Annotated in this window: 7 protein-coding genes; 6 read left to right on the forward strand and 1 reads right to left on the reverse strand. The window is 73.6% G+C overall.

From position 1 onward, the window contains the following. Positions 1-127: 127 nt before the first annotated feature. Genes E1295_RS22945 through E1295_RS22970 form a run of 6 tightly spaced genes read left to right on the forward strand, consistent with a single transcriptional unit; the run spans position 128 to position 10,678 of the window. On the forward strand, positions 128-1,465 hold the full coding sequence (locus E1295_RS22945; RefSeq protein WP_425465361.1) for a non-ribosomal peptide synthetase: 1,338 nt from the start codon (positions 128-130) through the stop codon (positions 1,463-1,465). Further along, positions 1,462-6,849, forward strand: a complete 5,388-nt coding sequence (locus E1295_RS22950) for a non-ribosomal peptide synthetase (protein ID WP_246080248.1) — start codon at positions 1,462-1,464, stop codon at positions 6,847-6,849. The genes E1295_RS22945 and E1295_RS22950 overlap by 4 nt, the downstream gene beginning before the upstream one ends. Next, positions 6,846-7,919, forward strand: a complete 1,074-nt coding sequence (locus tag E1295_RS22955) for a saccharopine dehydrogenase NADP-binding domain-containing protein (protein ID WP_132632472.1) — start codon at positions 6,846-6,848, stop codon at positions 7,917-7,919. The genes E1295_RS22950 and E1295_RS22955 overlap by 4 nt, the downstream gene beginning before the upstream one ends. After that, positions 7,916-8,950: a Gfo/Idh/MocA family oxidoreductase gene (locus E1295_RS22960; protein WP_132632474.1), complete on the forward strand. Its 1,035-nt coding sequence runs from the start codon at positions 7,916-7,918 to the stop codon at positions 8,948-8,950. The genes E1295_RS22955 and E1295_RS22960 overlap by 4 nt, the downstream gene beginning before the upstream one ends. Then, the gene (locus E1295_RS22965; protein ID WP_132632476.1) at positions 8,947-9,693 is read left to right on the forward strand and encodes a thioesterase II family protein; all 747 of its coding nucleotides are present in this window, start codon (positions 8,947-8,949) and stop codon (positions 9,691-9,693) included. The genes E1295_RS22960 and E1295_RS22965 overlap by 4 nt, the downstream gene beginning before the upstream one ends. Before the next feature lie 10 nt (positions 9,694-9,703). Further along, positions 9,704-10,678 carry a methyltransferase gene (locus E1295_RS22970; RefSeq protein ID WP_132632478.1) on the forward strand — a complete coding sequence of 325 codons (975 nt, stop codon included), beginning with the start codon at positions 9,704-9,706 and terminating at the stop codon, positions 10,676-10,678. Positions 10,679-10,753: 75 nt separating this feature from the next. Here E1295_RS22970 and E1295_RS22975 read toward each other — a convergent pair whose 3' ends face one another. Next, on the reverse strand, positions 10,754-13,234 hold the full coding sequence (locus tag E1295_RS22975) for a PEP/pyruvate-binding domain-containing protein (protein WP_132632480.1): 2,481 nt from the start codon (positions 13,232-13,234) through the stop codon (positions 10,754-10,756). Positions 13,235-13,243 lie beyond the last annotated feature (9 nt).

Here is a 13,243-nt window from a genome sequence, read left to right on the forward strand (position 1 = left end):
GTGTATAAGAGACGGGGGGGGGGTGGATCAGCCGGTGGCGCGGCGGGAGCGGATTGTGGCGCGGGCTGGTGTGGGTCATGTGCTGAGTGAGGTGCCGGTGGGGGAGCGGCTTTCGGGTCCGGTGGTGGTGGATCCGGATATGTCGGCGTATGTGATTTTCACGTCGGGGTCGACGGGTGAGCCGAAGGGTGTGGAGGTCTCGCATCGGGCGGCGTTGAACACGGTCGTGGAGGTGAATGAGCGGTTCGGGGTCGGTGCGGGTGATCGGGTGCTGGCGGTGTCGGCGCTGGACTTCGACCTGTCGGTGTACGACATCTTCGGTCTGCTGTCGGCCGGCGGCGCCCTCGTCCTGCCGGAAGAGGACGAACGGCGCGACGCGCAGGCGTGGGCCCGGCTGTGCGAGAGGCACGGCGTGACCGTGTGGAACACGGTGCCGACCCTGCTCGACATGTTGCTCACGACGGTCGAGAAGACGCCTTCCCGCCTCCGGCTGGCGCTGGTGTCGGGTGACTGGGTGGGACTGGATCTTCAGGCGCGATTGGCGGCGCAGAGTGGTGGGCGGTGCCGGTTGGTGGCGCTGGGGGGTGCGACGGAGGCGGCGATCTGGTCGAACGCGCTGGTGGTGGATCGGGTGCCGGCGCACTGGACGTCGATCCCGTACGGGTTCCCGCTGCGTAACCAGTGTTACCGGGTGGTGGACGGCCGGGGCCGTGACTGTCCGGACTGGGTGGCGGGGGAGTTGTGGATCGGCGGCGCCGGGGTCGCGGTCGGTTACCGGGGTGATCCGGAGACCACGGCGGCCAAGTTCGTGCAGGACTCGGGTGGGCGCTGGTACCGGACAGGGGATCTGGGCCGGTACTGGCCGGACGGGACGTTGGAGTTCCTGGGGCGGGCCGACCATCAGGTGAAGATCCGTGGGCACCGCATCGAGCTGGGCGAGGTGGAGGCCGCGCTGGAGGCGTTCCCCGGTGTGGGACGGGCGGTGGCGGTCGCGGTGGGGGACCGGCGGCAACGCCGGCTGGCCGCGTTCGTCACCCCTGGTGACGTGGACCAGACCGGGTTGCGCTCGTTCCTGGCCGACCGGCTACCGGCGTACGCCATCCCCCCGTCGATCACCACGCTGGACGAGCTGCCCCTGACCGCCAACGGCAAGATCGACAGATCCGCGCTCGCCACAGAACCCGAGCCACCACAGGACGGCGACGACCCCCCACGCCCAGGCGTGGAGCAGCAGCTCGCCGACCTGTGGGCCGAACTGCTGGAGATCCCGACCCCAGGCCGCGGCCAGAGCTTCTTCGCCCTCGGCGGCGACTCGCTGCTCGCCACCCGCTTCGCCGAGACCGTGCGCCGCAGGCTCGGTGCCGAGCTGTCCCTGCGCCGCTTCTTCACCACTCCCACCATCGCGGACTGCGCCGAGGCGATCGGCCTGACGACGGACGACACCGAAGAGGAGGGCGTGCTGTGACCCAGGCACCGCTCGCACCAGAGCCGACCGTACGAGACCTGATCGCCGACATGGAAGCGGCGGGAATCCGGTTGTGGGAGGACGGCGGCGGCCTGCGCTTCCGCGCCCCCAAGGGAGCGCTGACCGAGGAGCGCCGCGCGGCGCTGCTCGGCGCCAAGCCCCAGATCCTCGCCCACCTGCGCCGCGAGGCCGAGGCCGAGACCGTGCGCCCCGACCCGGGACACCGCCTCGACCCCTTCCCCCTCACCGACGTGCAGCAGGCGTACCTGCTCGGCCGCAACGACGCCTTCGGCTACGGCGGCGTCGCCTGCCACGGCTACGTCGAGGTGGCCTTCCCCGAACTCGACCCCGGGCGGGTCCAGGCGGCCTGGCGCACGCTGATCGAACGGCACGACATGCTCCGCGCCGTCATCCACCCCGACGGGCACCAGCAGGTGCTGGCCGAGGTGCCCGCCTACGAGGTGCGGGTGAGTGACCTGCGGGGCACCGACCCGGAGGAACGGCTGGCCGCCATCCGCGACGAGATGGCCAACACCCTCTACCCGGCGGGCAGCTGGCCCCTGTTCGAGTTGCGGATCTCGCTCACCGACCGCGGCGCCCTCCTGCACGCCTCGATCGACCTGCTCATCGCCGACTACGTCAGCATCCAGCTGCTGCTGGCCGAGCTGCACCGCCTGCACGAGGACCCGGGCGCCGACCTGCCGCCCGTCCCCGTCGGCTTCCGCGACTGCGTGCTGGCCCTGCGCGCCCAGCGCGAGAGCGGCCGGTACGACCGCGACCGCGCCTACTGGTGGGCCCGCGTCGACGACCTGCCTCCGGCGCCCGAGCTGCCCGCGCTCGACCAGCAGGCGGAGGCGCGGTTCCAGCGCTGGGAGAGCCGGGTGGAGCCGGACCGGTGGGCCGGGCTGCGCGCCAGGGCGTCGGCGGCGGGCACCACGCCCTCGCAGGCCGTGCTGGCCGCCTACGCCGAGGTCATCGGGCGGTGGAGCCGCAGGCCCGCCTTCACGCTCAACCTGACGCTGCTCGACCGCCCGCCCCTGCACCCGTCGATCGACCAGGTGGTGGGCGACTTCACGACGCTCAACCTGCTCGCCGTCGACACCACGCCCGACCGGCCGTTCGCCGACCGTGCCCGCGCCGTCGGCGAGCAGCTCTTCGCCGACATGGAGCACCGCCGCTGCGGCGGCATCGAGGTCATGCGCGAGCTGGCCAGGAGGCGGGGCCGCGACGCCGCGCTGATGCCGGTGGTCTTCACCAGCGCCATCGGCCTCGGCCAGGACGAGGCCGAGCACGGCAGCCCCGAGTACGGCATCAGCCAGACGCCCCAGGTGTGGATCGACTGCCAGGTCAAGGAGCACCGCGGCGCGCTGCTCGTCAACTGGGACGTGCGCGCGGGCGTCTTCCCCGACGGGCTCGTGGACGACATGTTCGCCGCCTTCACCGCGCTCCTCGACGACCTGTCGGCGGAGGACACGTGGGCCTCCACGTCGCCCGTCGGCCTGCCCGACGCCCAGGCCCGCTGCCGCGCCCTGGCCAACGCCACCGCCGCGCCGCTCCCCGACGGGCTGCTGCACGACGAGGTCGTGGCCCAGGCCCGCCGCACACCCGGCCGCACCGCCGTCGTCACCCCGCGCGGCTCGCTCACGTACGGCGAACTGCTCGCCCGCGCGACGGCCGTGGCCCGCACGCTCCGCGCGGCCGGCCACGAACCCGGGCAGATCGTCGCCGTCGTCATGGACAAGGGCGCCGAGCAGGTCGTGGCCGTGCTCGGCATCCTCATGGCCGGCGGCGCCTACCTGCCCGTCGACACCGGCCAGCCGCCCGCCCGGCGCGACCGCATCCTCGCCGACGCCTCCGCCCGCCTCGTGCTCACCCAGTCGAGGCACGCGCAGGACGGCTGGATCGCCGTCGACACCCTGCCCGCCGAAACCACAGCGCCTCCCGAGGTCGTGCGGCGGTCCGGCGACCTCGCGTACGTCATCTACACCTCCGGCAGCACCGGCGTGCCCAAAGGCGTGATGATCAGCCACCAGGCCGCCCGCAACACCATCGACGACATCAACGCCCGCTTCGGCGTCGGCCAGGACGACCGCGTGCTCGGCCTCGCCAACCTCGGCTTCGACCTGTCCGTCTACGACGTCTTCGGGCCGCTCGCCACCGGCGGCGCGCTGGTGCTGCCCGACCCGGCGCGCAGAGGAGACCCCGCGCACTGGGCCGAACTCGCCGCCCGGCACGAGGTCACCCTGTGGAACTCCGTGCCCGCGCAGCTCCAGATGCTCCAGCACTACCTGGACGCCGAACCAGCGGCCGGGCTGCCCGCGCTGCGGCTGGCCATGGTGTCCGGCGACTGGGTGCCCGTCGCGCTGCCCGGCCAGATCCGCCGCCGCCTGCCCGGCCTCGACGTGATCAGCCTGGGCGGCGCCACCGAGGCCGCCATCTGGTCCATCCACCACCCCATCGGCGACCCGCTGCCCGGCTGGGTGAGCGTCCCGTACGGCAGGCCGCTGGCCAACCAGAGTTTCCACGTGCTCGACTCCCGCATGCGGCCCAGCCCCGACTGGGTGCCGGGAGAGCTGTACATCGGCGGCGCGGGCGTGGCCCTCGGCTACCTCGGCGACGAGGCCAAGACCGCCGAACGGTTCGTCCGGCACGCGGGCGAACGCCTCTACCGCACCGGCGACCTGGGCCGCTACCGGCCCGACGGCACCATCGAGTTCCTCGGCAGAGAGGACTCCCAGGTCAAGATCCGCGGCCACCGCATCGAGCTGGCCGAGGTGGAGACCGCGCTGCAGGCGCACCCGGCCGTCGCCGCCGGCACCGTGATCGTCGACGGCGACCGCGCGCTCGAACGCCGCCTCGTCGGCTTCGCGCAGGCCGTACGGAAGGAGGAGGACGGCGGCGACGAGCCCGGCGTCGCCGCCGCGGCCGAAGCGGCGGCCCGCGCCGCGCTCGACGGCGTCGACCTGGAGCGCGTGGTGGCGGTCGCCGAGACGCTCGACGAGATCGCGCTCACCTCGATGGCGGCGGCGCTGCGCACGGCCGGGCTGTTCGCCGGCGACGCCGGACACGACCTGGCGGAGATCCTGGAGAGCGCCCGGGTCGCGCCCGACCACCACCGGCTGGTCCGGCGCTGGCTCGCCGCGCTGCACGAGCGCGGCCGGGTCCGCCGCGACGACGCCGGGCGCTACCACGACCTGCGCGACCCCACCGCGCTCGAACCGCTCTGGCGCCGCGTCGAAACCCTCACGGAAGGGCTCGACTACGGCGCCGAGCTCATCGGGTTCCTGCGCGTCAGCACCACGCACCTGCCCGAGCTGCTGCGCGGTGAGCTCGACGCCCGCGAACTGCTGTTCCCCGAGGGCGAGATGGAGACCGCCGAGGGCGCCTACAAGGACAACGTGCTCAGCAGGTACGTCAACCGCATCGTGCGCGCCGTCATCGGCCGCGTCGCCGAGCGGCACACGGGCGGGCCGCTGCGCGTCCTCGAAGCCGGGGCGGGCGTCGGCGGCACCAGCGCCGAACTCATCCCCGAGCTCGCCGGGCACCACGTCGAATACCTCTTCACCGACCTGTCGCGGTTCTTCCTCGGCCAGGCCGCGGAACGCTTCGCCGAGCACCCGTGGGTGCGCTACGGCCTGTTCGACATCAACGCCGGCTACCGCGCCCAGGGGTACGAGCCCAACTCCTTCGACGTCATCCTCTGCGCCAACGTGCTGCACAACTCGCACGACGCCGCCGCCGTGCTCGCCAGGTTCCGCGAGCTGCTGGCGCCCGGCGGATGGCTGGTGTTCATCGAGACCACCCGCGAGCACGTGCAGATCATGAGCTCGATGGAGTTCCTGATGAACCCGCACGACTACGCCGACGTACGCCAGGGCCGCGACCGCACGTTCGTCACCCGCGAGGAGTGGCTCGACCTGCTCGCCGCCGCCGGCGCCACCACCATGTCCTGCCTGCCGGGCCCCGGCGACCCGCTCGCGTCGCTGGGACAGTGCGTGTTCGCCGCCCGCTTCCCCGCCGACCGGGAGCACATCGACCTCGCGGACCTGCGGGCGTTCCTCGGCGAACGGCTGCCCGACTACATGATCCCGTCCCACGTCCAGGTGGTCGACGAGCTGCCGCTCACGGACAACGGCAAGATCGACCGGGCGGGGCTGCGTTCCCTGCTGCCCCGTACGGCCGGCCGGAGCACACCCGAGGGCGAGGAGCCGCGCGACGACCTCGAACGGCGGCTCGCCGCGCTCTGGGCCGAACTCCTCGGCCTCCAGCAGGTCGGCAGGGACCAGGACTTCTTCGCGCTCGGCGGCGACTCCCTGCTGGTCACCCGGCTGGCCGGCCGCGTACGCGAGGAACTGCCGGAAGCGCACAACTTCTACTGGGACAGCCTCGTCCGCCAGCTCGTCAACCAGCCCACCGTCGCCGCGCTCGCCGCCCACCTGCGTCAGGCCCGCGACGACCGCGACCGCGGCCTGTCGAGGACGCAGGTCAGCCCGCTCGTACGCCTGTCCGGCGGGCAGGGCCCGGTGCGGGTGCTGCTCCACGACGGCACCGGCACCCTCACCCCCTACCGGGCGCTCACCCCCGAGCTGTCCGGCGGGCCCCTGCTCGGCCTCGTGATCAACGACGCCGGACACTACCTGGAGCTCGACCCCGCCGCGGCCGTGGAGTCGCTGGCCGGATCGTACGCGCAGGTGCTGCTCCAGGAGGACGCGCCCGCCTACCACATCATCGGCTACTGCATGGGCGGGCTGATCGCCACCGAGGTCGCCCGGCGGCTCACCGAGGCCGGCGCCACCGTCGACGAGCTCACCGTCATCAGCAGCTCCCGCTTCCCCTACCGGATCAGCGACCGGCTCATGCTCGAGTACGGCTTCGCCCAGGCGTGCGGGCTCGACCCCGCCACGCTCGGCTACCCCGGGGAGGACCTGGCCCGCGCCCTGCGGGCCGTGCTGGACACCTCGCCGGGACACGTCGGCGAGGGCGCCCTTGCGGCGCTCGCCTCCTCCGCCGACCCTGGCCTCGCCGCGATCGGCGGCCGCTTCGCCGCGCTGTCCGCCACCCCGCCCGCCGACCGCCTCGCCGCCGTCGCCCGCGGCCTCGACCACCCGCCCGAGCGCGTCGACCTCGCCTACCGGGTCTTCAGGCAGAGCTTCACCGCCGTCACCCACTACGACCCGGAGCCGTACGCGGGCGACATCACGTTCCTGCGCCAGAGCGGCGTCACCAACCTCGTACCGACCCTCCAGGACGACATGACGGAGTTCTGGCAGGACCTCTGCCTCGGCCGGCTCTCCGTGCGCGACGTCGGGGGCGACCACTTCACCTGCCTCGACCAGGGCCACGCCGCCGGAGTCGCCGAACTGATCACCGGGAGGACGCCGTGATCGGCGTGCTCGGCGGCTACGGCGCGGTCGGCGCCACCACCGCACTCCTCCTCGCCGGCCGCGGCGGGAGCATGCGGATAGGCGGGCGCGACGGTGCCGCGGCGTGCACGTTCGTCGCCGACGCGCTGGACGGCGACGGCGAGGCGTGGGAGGTGGACGCCTTCGACCCGGACCGGCTCGCCCGGTTCTGCCGGGGCTGCCGGATCGTCGTCAACTGCGCGGGACCGTCGTACCTGCTGCGCGACCGGGTGGCACGGGCCGCCTTCGCCGCGGGGGCCGACTACGTGGACGCCGCCGGCGACGCCGCGGCGCTGGCGGCCACGGAGGCCACGGAGGCCACGGAAGGCCGTACCGGGGTGATCTCCGCCGGGATGCTCCCCGGCCTCACCGGCCTGCTGCCCCGCCACCTCGCCGGAGCAGCCGGCGCCCCGGTGGAAAGGCTCGACGTCTACACTGGTGGCCTGGACCGGCTCACCCCGGCGGCGGCAGGGGACTTCCTGCTCGCCGGTCAGGAGGAGCAGGGCGCGTCGCTGGCCGGGTGGCGCGGCGGAGGCAAGGTCGCGCGGGCCCTCGCCCCCGCCCACGACGTCGAGCTGCCCTACTTCCCCGGACCCGTCACCGCCTACCCCTACCTGAGCGCCGAGGCGGAACGGGTCGCCGCCGAGCTGGGACTGGCCGAGGCCCGCTGGTACAACGTCATCACCGGCGACCGGGTCCTCGCCACCGCGAGCACCGCGACGTCGGCCGCCGAGGTGGCCAGGGTCGCCGAGCTGGAACTGGCGGGGCGCACGCCGTACTATGTGCTGCTTTTTCAGTTGACCGGGGCGCACGGCACGAGCACCCTTGTCGTACGCACAGCCGACTCGTACGCGCTGACCGCCGCCGTCACCGCGCACGCCGCGCGGGCGGTGCTGGCGGGCGACGTACCGGCCGGGCTGCACCACGCCGACGCCGTGCTCGACCCGGCCAGGGTGCTGGCGGACCTGGAGGGCGTGGCGACGGCGGAGATCACGGACGCGGTCGCCCCCATCGACCTGGCCGCGCCGGCGTTCGAGGAGGGCGCGCTGTGAAACGAGTCGTGGTGTGCGGGACGAAGTTCGGCCAGATCTACCTGACGGCCATGCGCGACGGCCCCTTCGAGCTCACCGGCATCCTGGCCCGCGGCAGCGCCAGGTCCGCCGCGTACGCCAGGGAGCACGGCGTCCCCCTGGTCACCGACCCCGACCGGGTGCCGGAGCTCGCGGACCTGGCCTGCGTGGTCGTACGGTCGGGCGTCGTCGGCGGCGAAGGCAGCGAGCTGGCCGCGGCGCTGCTGTCCCGGGGCGTGCACGTGCTGCAGGAACACCCGGTCCACGCCGACGAGCTGGCCCGCACCCTGCGCACCGCCAGAGCCGCGTCCGCGGTGCACCACGTCAACACCCTGTACGTGCACCTCGACCCCGTGCGCCGCTTCATCGACGCCGCCCGCCGCCTGCGCGAGCTCCAGCAGCCGCTCTACGTCGACGCCGCCTGCAGCGTGCACGTGGCCTACGCCCTGTTCGACATCCTCGGCCAGGCCCTGGGCGGTCTGCGCCCCTGGACGTTCACCGCCACGGCCCCCGGCACACCCTTCACGTGCGTCACGGGTACGGTCGGAGGAGTGCCCCTCACCCTCCGGGTGCAGAACCAGATCGCGCCCAACGACCCCGACGCCCACCTCCACCTGCTGCACCGCATCACGGTGGGCACCGAGGGCGGCAACCTGACCCTGGTCAACACGCACGGCCCGGTCGTGTGGACCCCGCGGATGTACGTCGCGCGCGACGCCGACGACCGCTTCGACACCGGCGCCGAGCACCTGAGCCTGCCGAGCGCCACCACCATCGGGCCGGCGCAGGCGCCGACGTTCGCCGACATCGTCACCAGGCTCTGGCCCGACGGCGTGCGCCGGGCGCTGACCGGGCTGCGCGAGGCCGCCGAGGACGGCCGCGACCCGCTGCGCCAGGGCCAGTACCACCTGATGCTCAGCCGCCTGTGGCAGGACGCCACCGCGGCGATCGGCCGGCCCGAGCTGCTGGTCCAGACGGCCCCCCGCCCCCTGTCCGCGACGGAGTTCGCATGAACTGGTTCCACTGCTACCAACCCAGGCCGTACGCGTCGTTACGGCTGTTCTGCTTCCCCCACGCCGGCGGCTCGGCGAGCTTCTACCGAGGCTGGCACGCGGCGGCGCCGCACTCCGTCGAGGTGCGCGCCGTGCAGTACCCGGGGCGGGGCGAGCGCCGCGCCGACCCGTTCGTCGACGACGCCCACCACCTGGCCGAGCTCGTGGCCGACGCGATGGCCCCGCTGCTCGACCGGCCGGTCGCGCTGTTCGGGCACAGCATGGGAGCGCTGATCGCGTACGAGGTGGCGCGCACGCTGGAGGCCAGGGGCCGCGGAGTGACACACCTGTACGCCTCCGGCCGGCACGCCCCCCACGAGCAGGGCCACAGCGACACGCACGCGCGCTCCGACGACGAGCTGATCGACGAGATCGTCGGCCTCGGCGGCGTCGCGCCCGAGGTGATGGCCGACCCCGACATCCGCGAGCTGGCGTTGCCCGCCGTCCGCAACGACTACCGGCTCGACGAGACCTACCGGCACCGCCCCGGAGGCGCGCTCGCCTGCCCCGTCACCGCCCTGCTCGGCGGCGACGACCCCGAGGTCACCCCCGAGCAGGCGGCGCGGTGGGGCGAGCTGACCAGGGCCGGCTGCGCCGTCCGCGTGCTCGACGGCGACCACTTCTACCTCGTGCCACGCCAGGACGACGTGATCGCGGAGCTGTCGCGCGCCGTCACGACGGCCTGGGCGTCCCTGACCCCCTAGGAAGGACAAGATGGACCAAGAGCTGATGCGCATCCTCACCGGAGGATGGGTGGCGCAGGCGACCTTCGTCGCCGTCCGGCTCGGGGTCGTGGACGCGCTCGACGGGCGCCGCCTGACCCCCGCCGAGGTCGCCGACGAGGTCGGCGCGCATCCCGGGGCGATGCACCGCCTGCTCCGCCTGCTGGAAGGGGTGGGGCTGGCCGACGGCGGCGACGACGGCGCGTACGCGCTGACCCCGATGGGGGCGCGGCTGCGCCGCGACGACCTCGGCCCGCTCGCCGCCCTCTACGGCGAGGACTCCTTCGCCGCCGCGTGGAACGGCCTGGAGCAGGCGGTACGCACCGGCGAGTCGGCGTTCGAGCACGTCCACGGCGAGCCCATCTTCGCGCACCTGGCCGCCGATCCCGGCAAGGCGTCGGTGTTCAACGCGGGCATGGCGGCGGGCGCGTCCTTCTTCCGCGGGGTGCCCGCGGCCTACGACTTCTCCGGTCCGCGCCGCGTGGTCGACCTCGCCGGCGGCACGGGCGCGCTGCTGGGCACGGTGCTGCGGAGCAACCCCGAGGCCACGGGCGTGCTGTTCGACCTGCCCGAGGTGGTCGCCGCCGCGCCCGAGCACCTGGCGCGGATGGGCGTGCTGGACAGGTGCGAGCTGACCGGGGGCGACCTGTTCGCGTGCGTCCCCGTGGGAGGCGACGTCTACGTGCTCTCGCGCATCCTGCACGACTGGGACGACGAACGCTGCGCCGCCCTGCTGGGCAACTGCGCCAAGGCGATGGAGCCCGGCGCCGAGCTGCTGATCATCGAGCGCGTCGTCGGCCGCGGCTCGTACGTGCCGCTCGCCTTCGACCTGCACATGATGGTGATGACGGGAGGGCGGGAGCGCACCGAGGAGGAGTACCGCGCGCTGCTGGAGGACGCGGACCTCACCCCGGGCCGGCTGATCGACCTGCCGCTCGGGATGCGGATGCTCACCGCGACCCGCTGAGAACCGCCACGACGAAACGTGCGAAAGGCGCCGGGCTCCCCGTTGAGCCCGGCGCCTTGGCACGTCCCCCGACGTTCAGCTCATCACGAGCTCACCGGCCCGCTCCCGGATCACCTCGACGGTGCCGGCGCTCCCGTCGACGCGGATCCGGTCGCCGTCCCGCAGCAGCATGGTGGCGTTCCTGGTGCCGACGACGGCGGGGATGCCCAGCTCGCGCGCGACGATCGCGGCGTGCGACAGCGGCGCCCCGACGTCCGTGACCACCGCGGCGGCACGCGGGAACAGCAGCGTCCAGCCCACGTTCGTCACGGTCGTCACGAGGATCTCGCCCTCGCCCAGCCGGTCGCCGTCCGCCACGGAACCGAGCACCCGGGCGGTGCCCTCGACCACGCCCGACGCGCCGGGGAACCCGCTGATGGTCTGCGACGGGGGCACCACCGTGGCGGCGGCGTCGAACACGTCGCCGCGGCGGCCCGGATCGGCGGCCCACCGCTCCGGGTCGAACCGGCCGCGGATGATGCCGGGGTACGGCGGCAGCGACCGGTACAGCTCGTACGCCGCCCGCCGCCCCGCCACCCGCGTCAGCGGCCGGCCGGAGCCGCGCAGCACGTCGATGATCTCGTCCATGGTCAGGAAGAACAGGTCGTCGCCGTGCCCGGTCACCTCACCGGCCCGCACCACGAAGTCGCGCACCATCCAGAAGCCCCGCATCATCTCCGACCGGGTCTCCTCGCGGGAGCGCACGATGGCCTCCCAGCGGATGATCCTGCGCCGGAACTTCTCGGCCTTCCTCGGATGGCGTTCGCGGAAGCGCCGCCAGGCCGCCTCGCTCGCCTCGATCTGTCGGTCGAGCAGCTCTGCCGGGTCGACGGTGAGCCCGGCGAGCTGGTCGTCGAGCCAGGCCGGGTCCTCCACGGGCCGGGCCACCGAGATCTCGAACTCGTCGGGGCAACGGTGGCCGTACGCGCGGACGTACTCCGCACGGGTGATCTCACCCCGCTTGAGCCGGGCCAGGCCGAGCAGCGGACCGAGGCTCTCCAACCGGCCCTCTCCCGACTGGATGCCGGACATCAGCACGGTGGCGTCGGCCTCCCCGACCAGCTCGGCCAGCTGGGCGCCGAGGTAGATGAGCGAGCCGGCGTCCTGGCGGGCCGCGGCGGCCAGCATGCGGTTGCACTGGCTGAACCTCGGCTCGACGTCGCTCTCCCACAGCGCGGCCAGGTCGTCGCTGACGGCGATCGCGGCGCGGATCTCCTCCGTACGCCGCTCCGCGTCCGCGATGTAGGCCGGGATGTGCTCCACGAGCTTCTGGATCTCGCGGCGGCCGCCCAGCATGGGCCTGGCCGCCCTGAGGGTCTGCCAGCGCGTCATCGGCAGCAGCGGCGTCTCGACGCCTTCCGGCAGCCTGCCGTAGATCGGCTCCTGGGTGGCCTCGATCTTCTTGGTGATGCCGAGCGCCTTGCCGAGCGAGGCGTTCACGCTCATGTTCATGTAGACGCGGCCGCCGATGTTGCCGCACATCGGGTGGCCGCCGAGGTCGCCGGTGACCATGATCTCGGCGATGAACGCCCGCACGAGCGACCAGGTGCACGGCGTCATGACGCTGGGGATGGCCTCGCCCAGGTTGCCGTTGCTCCACAGGTAGTCGCCCTTGAGCGAGTCGTTCCACTCCTCGCGCCTGCCGGTGATCGGCCGCGCCTGGAGGATGTGGGGGCGTCCGTCGTACAGCGCCCATTCGACGTCCATCGGGCGGTCGTACAGCTCCTCGATCGTCATCCCCAGCTCGGCCAGCTGCTCGGCCTGCGCCCAGGTGAGCACGGGCTCGTCGCGCAGCCCCGGGGGGACGGGGTCCTCGCGGGTGCCCTCGGACGTGCGCACGGTCATGACGGTCTTGGAGGCGATCGTCTCGTCGACGACCGTGCGCCCGGCCCGGTCGAGCGTGATCGTGTCGGGCGTGACCAGGCCGCCGACGACCGCCTCGCCCAGGCCCCACGCGGCGTTGATGGTCAGCCGGTCGCGGTCCTCGGTGAACAGCACCCCCGCGGCGTCGGCCGGTACGAGCTCCTGCACGACGACGGCGATGGCCACCTCGTCGCGCGCGATGCCGTGGCGGTCGCGGTAGGCGATGGCCCGGTCGGTCCACAGCGAGGCCCAGCAACGCCTGACCGCGTCGAGCAGCTGCGCGGGGCCGCGGACGTTGAGAAAGCTGTCCTGCTGGCCGGCGAACGACATGCCCGGCAGGTCCTCCGCGGTCGCCGACGACCGCACCGCGACCGCCGGCTCGTCACCCAGCTCCGCGTACGCGGCCAGGATGTCGCCGGCGATCTCCGGCGGCAGCTCGCGAGCCGCGAACAGCGCCTGGATCTGCTCGGCGTCACCGGTGAGCACGGCGTCGCGCAGGCCGTGGCCGGCCACGAACGCGCGGTAGGCGCCGGTGGTGACGTGGAAGCCCGCCGGTACTGGCAGGCCCGCCCTGGCCAGGCGGGCCAGCGATTCGCCTTTTCCGCCGACGATGTCGAGTTCGGCCCTCGGATCAGCCAGGGCAAGCGTGTTCATACGCGATCT

This window comes from Nonomuraea mesophila, assembly GCF_004352805.1.
Taxonomy (GTDB): domain Bacteria; phylum Actinomycetota; class Actinomycetes; order Streptosporangiales; family Streptosporangiaceae; genus Nonomuraea; species Nonomuraea longispora.